Here is a 15047-nt window from a genome sequence, read left to right as displayed (position 1 = left end):
CAGCGGCACCACCACGAAGTGACGACGTGACGTCCTGGGGAGGGACTTCGTGATCCATCCGGTAGCAGTCATCGGTGCCGGGCCCTTCGGCCTGTCCACCGCGGCCCATCTGCGGGAGCGCGGCATACCCGTGCGCGTCTTCGGCGACCCCATGGTCAGCTGGCGCGACCACATGCCCGCGGGCATGCTCCTCAAGTCGACCCCCGCCGCCTCCAACCTCGACGCGCCACAGCGCGGGCACACCCTCGTCGACTACTGCGACGCGGCCGGGATACCCCGGCTGGTGACGGACGAGGACATCGTCCCCGTCGAGACCTTCATCGCCTACGGCCAGTGGTTCCAGCAGAGGCTGGTGCCCGAGCTGGAGCAGGTGCGGGTCGTCTCCGTGGATCGCGGCGAACACGGCTTCACCCTGAAGCTCGACTCCGGGGAGACGTTCACCGCGCGGGCGGTCGTCGTGGCCAGCGGCCTGTCCGGGCTGTCCCACCTGCCCCCGGAACTGGCCGCCGCCGCACCCGACGGACCCGCCCCGACCGGCCCGGTCTCGCACAGCTCCCAGCACCACGACCTCACCCGCTACGGCGGCAAGGAGCTGATCGTCGTAGGCGCGGGCCAGTCCGCCCTGGAGACGGCCGCGCTGGCCGCGGAGGCGGGCGCGCAGGTCCGGGTGGTCGCCCGCGGGCGCGGCAGCGTGGCCTTCGGAGCGCCGCCCTGGAAGCAGCCGAGGCTGCGCCCCGAGTCGCCCTTCGGCCGGGCCTGGTCGCTGTGGGCGCTGACCTACTACCCGCACCCCTACCGCCTGCTCCCGGCCACCACCCGCCACTACCTGGTCCGCCGGGTCCTCGGCCCCCTCGGCGCGTGGTGGCTGCGCGACCGCTTCGAGGGGAAGGTCCGGGTCACCGAGGTGGACCGCATCCAGGGCGCCGACACCACCGACGGCCACCCGGCCCTGAACGTCCGCACCCACACCGGCGACACGGCCCGCCTCTCCGCCGACCACGTCATCGCGGCCACCGGCTACCGCGTCGACCTCGCCGCGATGGACTTCCTCGGCCACGAACTGCGCACCGCCCTCACGGTCAGCCGGGGCACACCCAGGCTCGGCGCCGGATACGTCTCCTCCGTACCGGGCCTGTACTTCACCGGCCTGCCGGCGGCGGCCTCCTACGGCCCGGTGATGCGCTTCGTGTGCGGCACGGAGTTCGCCTCACCGAGGCTGGCACAGCATCTGGCGGCGGCTCACGGGTAGGGCTCGTGCGGTGGGCCGGCTGCGAGGTACGGCACTTCGCGGCCGGTCGGCCGGGCAGGGCGGGTGGGGCATCCTGCCGTGCGAGCGGGGTCGAGCCCTCATCGCGACGGCATCTGTCGCTCACGGGCAGGGCTCGTGCGGTGGGCCGACTGCGAGGTACGGCACTTCGCGGCCGGTCGGCCGGGCAGGGCGGGTGGGGCATCCTGCCGCGCCAGCGGGGTCGAGCCCTCATCGCGACGGCATCTGTCGCGCACGGAGGTCGTCCGGCCGTGGGCCGGCCGGAGAGTGACGACGACGTGGCTGGGGGCCCACCCTTCGAGGCGGCGCGTGCCGGCGTCCGCCAGACCGACACGATGCGCCGGACAGCCCCCGGCGTCAGGACGTGCAGACGTCCTTCAACTTGGCGGCCGCCGCGTCGATCCTGCCGGCGTCCGGGTTCGTGTCGCCGTTGAGGATGGACTTGTTGTAGTCGTCGATCGCCTTGTCGAGGTCCTTGACGGCCTGGTCGACCTCGCTGTCGCCCGAGTCGTCCCGGACCTTGTTGATCTCGTCGACGTTCTTGTCGATCGTGGCGATCGACTCCTCGGTCTTCGACGGGTCCTTCACCGCGTCCCAGCCGGCCTCGTGGATGGCCTTGACACTGTCCGCGATCGTGTCGGCGTTCGACACGCAGTCCAGGGAGTTGTCCACGTCGTCGGGGTCGCAGCCGGTGGCGAGGACGGCGGTGAGGGCGACGGCGGTCAGGGCGGTGACGACGGTGAGGCTGCGGCGACGGCGCATGGCTGGGGCCGACCTTTCTCGGGGCGGGGTTCGATGCCGTCCACGATTCCGTCACCGGCCCGCGGCCACGAGGGAGCTGCCTGCCGTATGCGGGGTGTACCGGGCTACACCCCGCACCCGGTGCGCTATGACCGGTAACGCCCCAGCGTCCGCAGCCCCGGCAGCGCCCTGTCCTGGAAATCGAACAGCGCGAGGTTCTCCCACGCGTTGCCCGAGGACGGGTCCGTCGGGTCCCAGCCGCTGCCCGCGCGGTAGGTCCACGGGCCTTCCCAGTAGCAGTAGCCCAGCCCCTGCCCGTCCGGGACCCCGGCCGCGAGGTCGGCCACCGCCCGCAGCCAGGCGGCCTGGCCCGCGGGCGTCGCCGGGAAGCCCTCGGTCAGCTGCGCGGGGTCGTTCATGATGTCGTTGACGTCGTCCTCGCTCTCCAGCGTGAACGGGTACGCCGTCTCGGCGATCACGCACGGCTTGCCGTAACGCGCCGTGATGTCGGCCATGTTGGCGGCCGCGTTCGCGATCGGGCCGTGCCAGAACGGGTAGTACGAGAGCCCGATGATGTCGAAGTCGACGCCGTACGACACCATGTTGTCGAACCACCAGCGGTACAGCCCGTTGTCGCCGCCGTTCGCCAGGTGCAGGATCGTCCGGACGCGCGGGGTGGTGTCCCTGGCCGCGCTCAGGCCCGCCTTGAGGAAGGCGGTCATGTTGTCGAAGTGCTCCCAGTTGCCCTCGGGCCACAGCAGGCCGCCGTTCAACTCGTTGCCGATCTACACGAGTTGAGCCGGGGTGCCCTGCCTCTTCAAGCCGCCCAGCACATCCGCGGTGTGGTCGTGGACCGCCCTGGCGAGGCCCGCCACGTCGAGGTCCGCCCACGCGGCCGGCTTGGTCTGGTGCGCCGGGTCGGCCCAGCTGTCGGAGTAGTGGAAGTCGATCCAGATGCCGACCCCGGCCCGCTTGAGGCGGCGGGCCAGCGGCAGGATGCGCGCCTTGTTGTTGTAGCCGTCGACGGGGTTCACCCACACCTTCAGCCGGGCGTGGGTGACTCCGGCCTGCGCCATGAGACGGACCGGGTCCTGACGGTGGCCGTCGGCCGTGCGGTACACCGCCCCGTGGTCCTCGTTCTTCGGCAGCGAGGAGATGTCGACGCCCCGGATCTCCAGACGGTTCCGGCCGCCCGCCGAAGCAGTGGCCGGTGCGGCGACGGCGGGCGCCGCCCCCAGCATCGGAGCGGCCAGCGCGGCGGCTCCGGCGGCTCCGGCAGCGGTGAGAACACTGCGTCTGCGCATGTCCAAGGGTCCTTTCGCGGACGGTCACGGGGATGGCGGCACCGCGGTGACTTCGGCGGCCGGGGGAGGGCCGGCGGGAGGGCCGGGGAACGGGGTGAGGGGAGCCGACGTAACGCCGAACGACCCAGAAAACCCTCATCTTCTGTGATCGTGCACAGCTCCCCTCACCCCTGTCATCGGCGGGCAACAAGTAGATAACCCCACGGCCCCGCCATTGACAAGGGGCCGAAACAATTCTCTACTGTGCACGATCACAGAGCCGCGCGGCCCTCGCGCACAGCCTCTCGGACATGTCCGCAGAACCTCCCCCCACGGCGGTTGCCGCGAACGCGCGACGTCTCGAGACCGGCTGGTTCCAAGTCAGGGGAGATGAAGATGTCGATCAACCGCCGCCAGATCAGCAGGCGCAGCATCCTTGCCGGGGCCGCAGCCCTCGGCCTCACGAGCACCCTCGCCGCCTGCGGCGGTTCCGACGACGACTCCGGCGACAGCGACAGCGGGCCGGTCAAGCTGACCTACTGGTCGTGGGCGCCGAACATGGAGAAGGTCGCCGCGATCTGGAACAAGAAGAACCCGGACATCACGGTGACCGTGTCCAAGCAGGCCAGCGGCGGCGAGATCGTCTCCAAGCTGATCACCGCGAAGAAGGCCGGCAACGCCCCCGACCTCATCCAGGTCGAGTACCAGTCGCTGCCGACCCTCGTCTCCAACGACGTCCTGGCCGACATCACCAAGTACGCCGCCGACACCAAGTCCCAGTTCGCCGAGGGCCTTTGGGGCATGGTCACCCTCGGCACGGACGCGCTCTACGCGATCCCGCAGGACGCCGGGCCGCTGATGTTCTACTACCGCGAGGACCTCTTCAAGAAGCACGGCCTCACCGTCCCGAAGACCTGGACGGAGTTCGCCGAGACCGCCCGCGCCGCCAAGAAGGCCGTCCCGGACGCCTACCTGACCACGTTCTCCTCCAACGACCCCGGTCTCTTCGCGGGCCTCGCCCAGCAGGCCGGCGGCAAGTGGTGGACCGTCGACTCCGGTGGCAAGTGGACCGTCGGCATCGACGACGCAGCCACCAAGCAGGTCGCCGAGTTCTGGGGCGGGCTCGTGCAGGAGGGCGTCATCGACAACCAGCCGATGTACACCCCGGCCTGGAACAACGCCCTCAACAAGGGCACCCACCTCGCCTGGGTCTCCGCCGTGTGGGCGCCCGGCGTACTGGTCTCCTCCGCCCCCGACACCAAGGGCAAGTGGCGCATGGCCCCGCTGCCGCAGTGGAAGTCCGGCGAGAACGCCACCGGCAGCTGGGGCGGTTCCTCCACCGGTGTCTCCACCGACTCCAAGCACGCGGAGGCCGCCGCCAAGTTCGCCACCTGGCTGAACACCGACCCGGAGGCGCTGGCCGCCCTGGTCAAGGAGGTCGCGATCTACCCGGCCGCCACGAAGGGCCAGTCCGGGGACGTCCTGACCACGCCGGAGTTCTTCTCCAACCAGGCGGACTTCTACACGACCGCCGGCGAGATCGCCGCCACCACCGCCGCCGCGGCCTGGGGCCCCAACGTCAACACGGCCTACACCACCTTCCAGGACGCCTTCGGCAAGGCCACCAAGGCGAAGAAGGAGGCCCAGTTCGACTCCGCCCTCGCCACCGTGCAGTCGAAGACCTTCGCCGACATGAAGAAGCAGGGCTTCGAGGTGACCGAGGCATGACCAGCGCTCCGCTCAAGGGCGCCGACCTCACCGAGGCCGGCCCCTTGGCGGACGGCACCGGCACCGCCCAGTCCGTCCGCCCCAGCCGCCCCCGCCGCCGTGGCCGCAGCGCACCGTACTGGTTCCTGGTGCCCACCCTCACCCTCTTCGCCGCCTTCACCGTGGTGCCCATCGGGTACGCGATCTGGCTGAGCCTGCACAAGGTCCAGGTCAAGGGCATCGGACTCGGCAAGGGCGCCCGCGAGCAGGTCTGGAACGGCATCGGGAACTACACCGACGTCCTCAAGGACTCGGAGTTCGGCCACAGCGTGCTGCGCGCCTTCGGCTACGGCCTCATCGTCATCCCGACCATGCTGGGCCTCGCGCTGCTGTTCGCGCTGATGCTGGACACCCCGAAGGCCCGCAGTGCGCCCTTCGCGCGGCTGATGATCTTCCTGCCGTACGCGGTGCCCGGCATCATCGCCGCCCTCATGTGGGGCTTCCTCTACCTGCCGGACGTCAGCCCCTTCTACTACCTGCTCGACAGGTTCGGCCTCCCGCAGCCCGACCTGTTCGACGGCGGCAACCTCTACCTCTCCTTCGCGAACATCGCGGTCTGGGGCGGCACCGGCTTCAACATGATCGTCATCTACACCGCTCTGCGGGCCATCCCGCCGGACATCTACGAGGCGGCCAGGATCGACGGCGCGAGCGACCTGAAGATCGCCCTGCGGATCAAGATCCCGATCGTGATGCCCTCCCTGGTGCTCACCTTCTTCTTCTCGGTGATCGCCACCCTCCAGGTCTTCACCGAGCCGATGGCACTCAAGCCGCTCACCAACGGCCTGCCCAGCTCGTGGAGCCCCCTGATGGCCATCTACGACAAGGCCTTCCTGCAGTCCGACATCTACGGCGCCTCCGCCACCGCGGTCGTCCTGGCCCTGGCCACGTTCGTCCTCTCCTTCACCCTGCTGCGCATCTCCGACCGCTACACCCGGGAGGACCGGGCATGACCCCCCTCACCCTCAGCGCCGACACCTCCCGTGGCGGCCGTCGCACCGCCTGGGTGCCCACGATCGTGCTCATCCTCGGCGCGCTGTACTGCCTGATCCCCATCGCCTGGGTGATCATCGCGGCGACCAAGGACCGCTCGGAGCTCTTCTCCACCTTCACCCTCGCCCCCGGCAGCGGCTTCTTCCAGAACCTGAGCGACCTGACCGCCTACCGCGACGGCATCTTCTGGAAGTGGATGGCCAACTCGGCCTTCTACGCCGGTTTCGGCGCCCTTCTCTCGGCCGCGGTCTCCGCCGCCGGCGGCTACGCCCTCGGCCGGTTCGCCTTCCGGGGCCGTGAGGCCATCTTCAAGATGATCCTGGCCGGCGTGCTGGTGCCGTCCATCGTGCTCGCCGTACCGCAGTACCTGCTGCTGTCGGAGCTGGGCATGGCCGACTCGTACTGGTCGATGCTGCTGCCGTCGATCCTGTCGCCGTACGGCGTCTACCTGGTCCGCATCTACGCGGCCGCGTCGGTGCCCGCCGAGCTCATGGAGGCGGCCCGTATGGACGGCGCGAGCGAGTGGAGGATCTTCTCGCGGATCGCCGTACCGATGATGATGCCGGGCCTGATCACGGTGTTCCTCTTCCAGTTCGTGGGGATCTGGAACAACTTCCTTCTGCCCTACGTAATGCTCGCCGACGACGAGAAGTTCCCGATCACCCTCGGCCTCTACACGCTGCTCGCCCAGGGTGCTTCGCAGCCGGCCCTCTACACCCTGGTCATCACCGGATGTCTGCTCGCGATCCTTCCGCTGATCGCGCTCTTCCTGGTGATCCAGCGGTTCTGGTCCCTGGACCTGCTGAGCGGCTCGGTCAAGGCCTGAACGACCCTTCTCTTGCTGACGTCTCTAGCTGACGAGGAACATGACCACCAGCGCGAACGGCCGCCGCAGGCCTCCCACCATCCACGACGTGGCCCGGGAGGCGGGTGTCTCGCGGGGCACCGTCTCCCGGTTCCTGAACGGCGGCCACTACGTCTCGCCCGCCGCGCGGCGGGCCGTGGAGGCCGCCATCAAGAAGACCGGGTACGTGGTCAACCGGCATGCGCGCAGCCTGAGCACGGGCCGGTCGGACTCGGTGGCGTTCCTGCTGACGGAACCGCAGGAGAAGTTCTTCGAGGACCCCAACTTCAACGTCCTGTTGCGGGGTTGCACCGAGCGGCTCGCGCAGCACGACATCCCGCTGCTGCTGATGCTGGCCGAGAGCGACGACGACCGGCGCCGGCTGACGCGGTACATCACTTCGGGTCACGTCGACGGGGTGCTGCTGCTCTCCAACCACAGCGGTGACCCGGTCGCGGCCGAACTCCACGACGCCGGGATCCCGTTGGTGGTCTGCGGCAAGCCGATCGGGCTCGGCTCCAAGGTGAGTTACGTGGCGGCCGCCGACCGCGAGGGCGCGCAGGAGATGGTCCGCCATCTGCTCGCCGGTGGCCGGCGCCGCGTCGGCATGGTCACCGGGCCGCTGGACATGCCGGGCGGCCCCGACCGGCTCGCCGGCTACCGGGACGTGCTCGCCGACGCGGGCCTGCCGTACGACCCCGCGCTCGTGGTCGAGGGCGACTTCCGGCGCAGTGGTGGCGAACGGGCGGCGCGGCGGCTGCTGTCCCAGGCCCCCGACATGGACGCCGTGTTCGTCGCCTCCGACCTCATGGCCCTCGGTGTCGTCAACGTCCTTCAGCAGTCCGGGCGTTCGGTCCCGGGTGACATCGCTGTCGGCGGTTTCGACGACTCCCCGGCGGCCACCGCCATCACCCCCGCCCTCACCACCATGCGCCAGCCCTTCGACCGCATCAGCGCCGAGATGGTCCGCATGCTCCTCGCCCAGGTCACCGGCGAGGACACGGCCGGGGTGATCCTCCCGACGGAACTGGTGATCCGGGACTCGGCGTAACCGCTCCACGGGATCCACGGAGGAACCCACGGCCCCCACCGCCGGACGCTGGAGGCGCGCCGACGCCCTGGTGCGGGCCAGGGCCCGTGATCCGCTGGGGTCGGCGGCGTATCTGCTCCGGCGGAAGCATCGGGAGCCCGCGGCCCGGATCGCGCGGGATGATGGCTTGTGTCGGCGCCCTGGTGCGGGGGCAGGGCCCGCGTCCGCTGGGGTCTTCGGCCGCGCTCGCGCGGTTTGCGGCGCATCCGCTCCGCCGGAAGCACCCGGGAGCCCCCAGCCCGGACCGCGCCGGACGATGGATCGTGTTGGTGTCCTCACGCAAGGCCCGTGGCCCGCAGGGGTGTTCGGGCCGTGCCCCGTGCGGTTCGTCGGCCGTGGTCGTGCCGTGCCGCCGCACACCCGGAACCGGAACTGCCGTCAACGGATGTGAAAGCAGCAGCCGTCCGGTTCGCGTCGAGTCGGAGGGGCCAACCATCCGTATTCTCTGATCATGGCCGCCTCCACCGCATATTCACTGATCGCCACCGACCTGGACGGCACGCTGCTGCGTGCCGACGACACCCTCTCCGACCGGTCGTTGGCCGCGCTCGCGCGGGTGGCGGCGGCCGGAGCCCGGCATCTCGTCGTGACGGGACGGCCGGCACCCAGAGTGCGGCCGCTGCTCGACGACCTCGGCAGCACGGGGCTCGCGGTGTGCGGACAGGGCGCGCAGGTGTACGACGCCGGCGCGGACCGTCTGCTGTGGTCGGTCACCCTGGACCGCGAGCTGGCCGAGACCGCGCTCGGCAAGATCGAGGCCGAGGTCGGACAGGTGTACGCCGCCGTCGACCAGGACGGTGTCGACGGGCTCACGCTCATCGAGCCGGGATATCTGATGCCCCATCCGACCCTGCCCGCCGTGCGGGTGGGCCGCCGCGACGACCTGTGGTGCGCGCCGATCAGCAAGGTGCTGCTGCGCCATCCCTACCTGTCCGACGACGAGTTGGCGGTGACCGCGCGCTCGGTGGTGGGCTCACTGGCCACGGTCACCATGTCCGGGCCCGGGACCGTCGAACTCCAGCCATGCGGCATCACCAAGGCCACCGGTCTCGCGCTGGCCGCCGAACACCTGGGCCTGGGGCCCGAGATGACGATCGCCTTCGGGGACATGCCCAACGACATCCCCATGTTCGACTGGGCGGCCCACGGCGTCGCGATGGCCAACGCCCACCCCGAACTCAAGGCCGTGGCCGACGAGGTGACCTCGTCGAACGAGGACGACGGCATCGCCGTCGTCCTCGAAAGACTGTTCCCCGAGGCGTAGTTCCTAGTACGCGCCCCACACGTTGTCGATCGACCCGTACCGCTGGGCCGCGTAGTTGCAGGCCGCCGTGATGTTCGCGACCGGGTCGTACGGGTCCCACGAGGTGTTGGCCACGTGGTACGCGTTGAACGTCGGGTCGATCACCTGGAGCAGACCCTTGGAGGGCGTGCCGGCGGCCGCGTTGGAGTCCCAGAGGTTGATGGCCCAGGGGTTGCCGGAGGACTCGCGGATGATGTTGCGGTAGATGCCGTTGTAGGAACCGGGAATCCCGTGCTCCGCCATGACGGCCAGGGAGGCCCGGATCCAGCCGTCGAGGTTGTTGGCGTAGCCGAGCGTGGTGGCGGTCTGCACGGTCGGGGTGGCCGCGGACGCGGTGGTCGCGCCGACGAGGGGCAGCGCGAGTACGGCGATTCCGGTGCCGGCGAGGGCGAGCTTGCGGACGAGACGGTTCGTGCGGGGAGCGCGGTGCTGAGCGGCAGCGGGCATGGCGAAGTTCCTCTCCGTCGCCTGCGAGGTGAGCTGTCGGGTTCGGGCGGGAGCTGCCCGGCCACACCTGCGAAAGGCGCGACTTCACCCCAAGCCGTACCGGTATGTCCGAAGACGTCCGGTCCGGCGACCTACCTGGTTCCCCCGCTCCTGCCGTGGTTCTCGGTGGGTGTACGGGCGGTGGCAGGATTCGGCGTCCGCCCGACAGGCCGGGAACGTATGCGAGAGCACATGTCCGGAACAAGTGGCGAATTCACATGCCGTGCCTATTGACCTTGGTACGGGGCATTTGAGGCGCTTGATCCTTTGCGGACGCAAGCCTCAACTCGCGCGAAGAGAAGGCGGATCGTTTGATTCCGGATATCCGTCGAACCGCCGATCCGAGTGAGCCAAGTCACGCCTGTTCGCAAGACGTGCAAAACGGGCAAGATGCCCAACTCATAGTCAACCGGCCGTCCGTGGGATCCGCTTCTCCCACGTCCGGTGGAACACCACCTCGCCGCCGTCGGTGCAGACGACCTCGTTCGAGGTGAGGAAGTCCGTTCCGTCGCAGCTGATCTCCGAGCGGGTGCGGACGGTGGTGTCCCAGGCGAGTTCCGGGCGGTGCAGCCGGATCGACCAGTCCGAGCGGGCGCGCGCCGACAGGGGGTCCTGCTCGTGGATCGTGTACGTCTCCAGCGCGTCCTCGGTGAACTCGAGCCCGTCGGGGTACACGCGCGTGCCGCCGTATCGCGGGTCGACCTCAAGACGCCACTGGCCCTTGGCGACGTCCCGCACGACCAGGCGCTCGGGCCGGGGCTCGTCGAGCGTCACAGGATAACTGACCCCCAGCGGCGCGGCCTGCTCCGGCTCCTCGAAGGCGATCTCCGAGGCGATGTCCGCATCGATGTCCGCGTCGATGTCCGAGGCGGCTCCACGCACGCGTACCGGCAGTTCGAGGAAGCTCCCCGCGGGCTCCAGCGTGAACCCGGCCTGCGACTCCGGCTGCGGCCAGATCCAGGGCCAGTACGCCGAGGACACGGCGAGCCGGATGCGGTGGCCGGGCGGGAAGGCGTGCCCGATGCCGTTCAGCTCGAAGGACACCTCCTGGGTGGCCCCCGGCTCCCAGGGCACCGCCCGGTCCCGGCCATGGCGCGCGGAGAGGTTCAGCACCCCGCGCGTGACCAGGGTCGACGACCCGTCAGGGGCCACGTCGCACAGCCGCGCGACGACCTGCCCGCGCGACACCTCCGAGGTCACCCTCAGCCGCACCCGCGGCCGCCCGAGGACCCACGTCTCCTCGCCCACCGCGAACTCGAAGCAGGCCGAACGGGCGTCCTCCTCCCGCTGGTCCGGCGGCAGGTCGGCGTCGTTCCCGAACGGGAAGAACCGGCCCGCGTCCACGCCCGTGTGCTGCGGGGAACGGACCAGGACGGGGGCGCCCTGAAGGCCGTACGACACCGTCGTCACGTTCGGGGAGGGCCAGGCCGGCTCGCCGACCCAGCGGCCCGGCAGAGTGTCGTAGACCGTGGCCGGGGGGTGGGAGTCGCTGACGTAGGAGCGCAGGAGCGGTTCCCGCATGACGCCGGTGTCGACGCCCTTGAGGTGCTGGTCCCACCAGCGCAGGGTCTCCTGGAGGAAGCCGATCGCCGGGCCGGGCGGCAGGCCCCGGTCCGGGTACTGGTGGGACCAGGGGCCGACGATCCCTCGTACGCGGTCCTGCGGCAGGTGCTCGACGAGTCTGAGGACCGTGTCGCGGTACGGGTCGTGCCAGCCGCCCACCGCGAGGACGGCCGCGTCGATCGCGCCGTAGTCCTCGCAGACGCTGCCGTGGCGCCAGTAGTCGTCGCGGGTCTGGTGGGCGAGCCAGGTGTGGATGAACGGGTCGACCTGCTCCAGGCGCTTGAGCCACATCTCCCGCCAGGCGTCGCCCACATGGAGCGGATCCGGCGGCCTGGAGACGAAGGCGAGCATCGTCGCCGCCCACGCGTGCATGTCCACCGCGAGGACGGAACCTCCCATGTAGTGCACGTCGTTGTCATAGCGGTCGTCGGTGGAGCAGACGGTGACGACCGCCTTGAGCGGCTCGGGAGCGAGGGCCGCGATCTGGAGGGAGTTGAAGCCGCCCCAGGAGATGCCGAACATGCCGACCCGACCGTCGCACCAGGGCTGTGCGGCAAGCCAGTTGACCACTTCGACGCCGTCGGCCAGCTCGGTCGGCGAGTACTCGTCGCCCGGCATGCCCTCGCTGTTGCCGTGCCCGCGCACGTCCACGCGGACGGAGGCGTAGCCGTGGCCGGCGTACCAGGGGTGGCGCTGCCAGTCGCGTGGCGCGGTCCAGTCGGTGAGGCGGTACGGCAGGTATTCGAGGATCGCGGGTACCGGTTGGGGGGTGAGGGGTCGCCACACGCGTGCGTACACGAGCGTCCCGTCCCGGAGCGGGATGCGCACGTCCTCGTGGGCCGTGTCGTAGGGGAAGGACGTACGGATGTGGATGCTCATCGGGTGACCTCAGTGGACGGGGTGCATGGTGCGGCGCAGCCAGGGCGTGGCGGCGATCACGGCGAGGCCCGCGGCCACCGCGATCGCGCCGTTGACGCCGAAGTAGGCCGGGTGGGAGACGTCGTCGTAGAGCTTCACCGTCTGGGCCTGGATGCCGTTGGCGAGGGCGAGCGACAGGAACCAGAGGGACATGGTCTGGCTGGCGAAGGCCACCGGGGCGAGCTTGGTGGTGGCCGACATGCCGGAGGTCTCCAGGAGGATGTCGCCGAGGCCGAGGAGCAGGTAGGAGCCGACGATCCACCAGGCGGACATCAGGTAGTCGCCGCTGCCGTGCCCGCTGGTCGGCAGAGCCATCAGCAGGAACGACAGGCCGCCGAGTACCACCCCGATGGCGATCTTGTTGGAGGCGTGCGGCTGGCTGTGGCCCATGCGCACCCACAGGGCGGCGACCACCGGCGCGAGCCCCACCTCGAAGGCGCCCAGCGCGGAGGCGTACCAGCTCGCCGGGAAGTCGAAGCCGAGGAGGGTCGTCTCGGCGTTCGTGGAGGCCAGCAGCATCATCGTCGAGTAGGCCTGGAACAGGATGAAGTTGAAGACCGTCGAGGCCAGGAAGAGGGCGATGTACGGCTTCAGGCGTCCGCGTTCCTCGGCGGTGACCCGGGGGCTGCCGAACATCACCGCGAAGTAGCCGACCGGGGCGATCACCGAGATCAGGGTGAGCAGGTCGACGAAGCGGTCCATGGTGAGCCAACCGGCGAGAGCGAGGGCGGTCGCGAGGACGGCCAGGACGACGATCGTCGCGATGATCAGGCGAACAGCCCTGTGCATTACCTGGGGCGCGAGCGCGAACTCCGCCTTGTTCCTGCGCCCCGCCAGGTGCCGGCGGCCCAGGACGTACTGGACCAGTCCGAACGTCATGCCGATCGCCGCCGCCGAGAAGCCCCAGTGCCAGCCCCTGTGGTCGCCGAGCCAGCCGGTGATCAGCGGGCCCGCGAAGGCGCCGATGTTGATCGCCATGTAGTACAGCGCGAAACCGGCGTCCCGGCGGTCGTCGTCGGTGGCGTAGAGCTTGCCGACCATGGTGGCCACGTTGGGCTTCAGAAGCCCGGTACCGGCGCTGATGAGGCCGAGGCCCACCCAGGTCATGGTCCCGGTCGGGACGGCCATCGCGTAGTGGCCGCAGGCGATCAGGACGCCGCCCCACAGCACCGCGCGGTACGAGCCGAGGATGCGGTCGGCGAGCCAGCCGCCGACGACCGAGACCAGGTAGACGAGGGTGCCGTAGGCCGCGGAGACGGACGCGGCGGTACCGGCCGACATGCCCATGCCGCCGCTCGGCACCGTGTCGGCGAAGTACAGGACGAGGATGGCCTGCATGCCGAGGAACGAGAAGCGCTCCCAGACCTCCAGACCGGAGAGGGTCAGCAGGCCCTTGGGCTGGCCGAAGAACGCGGTGTCGTCCTGGGTGGGAGGCTTGCCGCCGGGCTCTTCGGGCTCGATCTCGACTTCGGTTCGGGACACGGGCGGCTACTTCCCTACAAGTCGATAGATATCCGTTCTTTTCAGGTGATCAAAAACATACCGGCCGTGATCCGATACCGCCTGGCATGGACGGGGCGGGCGCTATCGGTGATCCAAAGGTGACCGGATACGCTGACTTGAGTGATGGCAGCGACCTATCGACATTCCGCGTAACCGCCAGTAGACACCAGCAGACAGGAGACCCCTCGTGACCGTCGTCGGGCCGTTCGGGCTGAGCGTGCGGGACCAGGCTCTGGAAGCCGATGTCCAGGCCGGAATGACGGCTGTCGAGGAGGGACTGCTCGAAGCCACCAAGAGCGAGGTCCCCTTCATCACGGAGGCCGCCCAGCATCTGGTGCGGGCGGGCGGAAAGCGGTTCCGGCCGTTGCTCGTGATGCTCGCCGCCCAGTTCGGTGACCCCTACGCGCCGGGGGTCGTGCCGTCGGCCGTGGTGGTGGAGCTGACCCACCTCGCGACGCTGTACCACGACGACGTCATGGACGAGGCCGAGGTCCGCCGCGGCGTCGACAGCGCCAACACCCGCTGGGGCAACTCGGTGGCCGTGCTGACGGGTGACTTCCTGTTCGCGCGCGCCTCGCACATCCTGGCCGACCTCGGCCCCGAGGCGGTCCGGGTGCAGGCGGAGGCGTTCGAACGCCTGGTCACCGGCCAGATCCTGGAGACGGCCGGGCCGCAGGACGGCCGGGACCCGGTCGAGCACTACCTCGACGTGCTCGGCGGCAAGACGGGCTCGCTGGTCGCGGTCTCGTGCCGCTTCGGGGCGATGATGTCGGGCGCCGACGAGACGGTCGTGGACGTCCTGACCCAGTACGGCGAGCGCCTCGGCGTCGCCTTCCAGCTCGCCGACGACGTCCTGGACATCGCCTCCGACTCCCACGAGTCCGGCAAGACCCCGGGCACAGACCTGCGCGAGGGCATCCCCACGATGCCGGTGCTGCGGCTGCGGGAGCGGGCCGCGCGGCTGGGTCTCGCTGAGGACGTCGCCCTGTGCGAGCTGCTCGACTCCGACCTCACGGACGACACCCGGCACGCGCAGGCGCTGGCCGCGCTGCGGACGCACCCCGCGCTTGAGCAGGCCCGCAAGGACACGGTGCAGTACGCGCAGGACGCGCGCGCGGCACTGGCCCCGCTGCGGGAGTGCGACGCGAAGGCGGCTCTGATGGAGCTGTGCGACGCGGTGGTCCACCGTGCGGGCTAGGGCCTGTCCGGCGGATCATGCCGGCGGCGCGGGGTCTGGCACGCGCATCTGCCGCGTTGTCGTCACTCGCCGACGCTCCGCGTCGACTCCC

At 70.1% G+C, this 15047-nt stretch carries 11 protein-coding genes, 1 pseudogene and 1 riboswitch; of the genes and pseudogenes, 7 read left to right on the top strand and 5 right to left on the bottom strand.

Annotated features, from left to right (window positions below; all coding sequences use genetic code 11):
- Positions 1-49 precede the first annotated feature (49 nt).
- Complete coding sequence (locus AB0D34_RS42680; protein ID WP_362672436.1) at positions 50-1249, top strand: FAD-dependent oxidoreductase; 1200 nt, start codon at positions 50-52, stop codon at positions 1247-1249.
- A gap of 375 nt (positions 1250-1624) precedes the next feature.
- Here the strand turns inward: AB0D34_RS42680 and AB0D34_RS42675 are convergent, their stop codons facing one another.
- Positions 1625-2029: a hypothetical protein gene (locus AB0D34_RS42675; protein ID WP_362672434.1), complete on the bottom strand. Its 405-nt coding sequence runs from the start codon at positions 2027-2029 to the stop codon at positions 1625-1627.
- Positions 2030-2154: 125 nt separating this feature from the next.
- A pseudogene (locus AB0D34_RS42670) lies at positions 2155-3249 on the bottom strand (arabinogalactan endo-1,4-beta-galactosidase).
- A gap of 432 nt (positions 3250-3681) precedes the next feature.
- Here AB0D34_RS42670 and AB0D34_RS42665 point away from each other — a divergent pair.
- The 5 genes from AB0D34_RS42665 (at position 3682) to AB0D34_RS42645 (ending at position 9249) form a co-directional block, all read left to right on the top strand.
- The gene (locus AB0D34_RS42665) at positions 3682-5019 is read left to right on the top strand and encodes a sugar ABC transporter substrate-binding protein (protein ID WP_362672431.1); all 1338 of its coding nucleotides are present in this window, start codon (positions 3682-3684) and stop codon (positions 5017-5019) included.
- Positions 5016-6011 (top strand): sugar ABC transporter permease, encoded by a 996-nt coding sequence (locus tag AB0D34_RS42660; protein ID WP_362672429.1) that lies wholly within the window; start codon positions 5016-5018, stop codon positions 6009-6011. The genes AB0D34_RS42665 and AB0D34_RS42660 overlap by 4 nt, the downstream gene beginning before the upstream one ends.
- Positions 6008-6877, top strand: coding sequence for a carbohydrate ABC transporter permease (locus AB0D34_RS42655; protein ID WP_362672427.1), 870 nt, complete (start codon positions 6008-6010; stop codon positions 6875-6877). The genes AB0D34_RS42660 and AB0D34_RS42655 overlap by 4 nt, the downstream gene beginning before the upstream one ends.
- Before the next feature lie 40 nt (positions 6878-6917).
- On the top strand, positions 6918-7946 hold the full coding sequence (locus AB0D34_RS42650) for a LacI family DNA-binding transcriptional regulator (protein WP_362672424.1): 1029 nt from the start codon (positions 6918-6920) through the stop codon (positions 7944-7946).
- Between the two features lie 490 nt (positions 7947-8436).
- Complete coding sequence (locus tag AB0D34_RS42645; RefSeq protein ID WP_362672422.1) at positions 8437-9249, top strand: HAD family hydrolase; 813 nt, start codon at positions 8437-8439, stop codon at positions 9247-9249.
- Positions 9250-9252: 3 nt separating this feature from the next.
- Here the strand turns inward: AB0D34_RS42645 and AB0D34_RS42640 are convergent, their stop codons facing one another.
- From AB0D34_RS42640 to AB0D34_RS42630, 3 genes are all read right to left on the bottom strand, one after another.
- A complete protein-coding gene (locus AB0D34_RS42640) occupies positions 9253-9735 on the bottom strand; it encodes a transglycosylase SLT domain-containing protein (protein ID WP_362672419.1) in 483 nt (160 codons plus the stop codon).
- Between the two features lie 5 nt (positions 9736-9740).
- Positions 9741-9913: riboswitch (cyclic di-AMP (ydaO/yuaA leader) on the bottom strand.
- Positions 9914-10179: 266 nt separating this feature from the next.
- On the bottom strand, positions 10180-12210 hold the full coding sequence (locus tag AB0D34_RS42635; protein WP_362672528.1) for a CocE/NonD family hydrolase: 2031 nt from the start codon (positions 12208-12210) through the stop codon (positions 10180-10182).
- 15 nt (positions 12211-12225) lie between these two features.
- A complete protein-coding gene (locus AB0D34_RS42630; protein ID WP_362672416.1) occupies positions 12226-13737 on the bottom strand; it encodes a peptide MFS transporter in 1512 nt (503 codons plus the stop codon).
- 208 nt (positions 13738-13945) lie between these two features.
- Between AB0D34_RS42630 and AB0D34_RS42625 the strand changes: the two genes are divergently transcribed.
- A complete protein-coding gene (locus AB0D34_RS42625) occupies positions 13946-14956 on the top strand; it encodes a polyprenyl synthetase family protein (protein ID WP_362672414.1) in 1011 nt (336 codons plus the stop codon).
- The last annotated feature ends 91 nt before the right edge of the window (positions 14957-15047 follow it).

This window comes from Streptomyces sp. NPDC048420, assembly GCF_040651535.1.
Taxonomy (GTDB): domain Bacteria; phylum Actinomycetota; class Actinomycetes; order Streptomycetales; family Streptomycetaceae; genus Streptomyces.
Note: the sequence above shows the minus strand (reverse complement) of the source record. Positions and strands in the feature narration are given on the sequence as shown.

Coding starts and splice junctions, on each gene's coding strand:
- AB0D34_RS42660 (WP_362672429.1), top strand. CDS start 5,016: ATGACCAGCGCTCCGCTCAAGGGCGCCGACCTCACCGAGGCCGGCCCC.
- AB0D34_RS42655 (WP_362672427.1), top strand. CDS start 6,008: ATGACCCCCCTCACCCTCAGCGCCGACACCTCCCGTGGCGGCCGTCGC.
- AB0D34_RS42650 (WP_362672424.1), top strand. CDS start 6,918: ATGACCACCAGCGCGAACGGCCGCCGCAGGCCTCCCACCATCCACGAC.
- AB0D34_RS42675 (WP_362672434.1), bottom strand. CDS start 2,029: ATGCGCCGTCGCCGCAGCCTCACCGTCGTCACCGCCCTGACCGCCGTC.
- AB0D34_RS42640 (WP_362672419.1), bottom strand. CDS start 9,735: ATGCCCGCTGCCGCTCAGCACCGCGCTCCCCGCACGAACCGTCTCGTC.
- AB0D34_RS42665 (WP_362672431.1), top strand. CDS start 3,682: ATGAAGATGTCGATCAACCGCCGCCAGATCAGCAGGCGCAGCATCCTT.
- AB0D34_RS42645 (WP_362672422.1), top strand. CDS start 8,437: ATGGCCGCCTCCACCGCATATTCACTGATCGCCACCGACCTGGACGGC.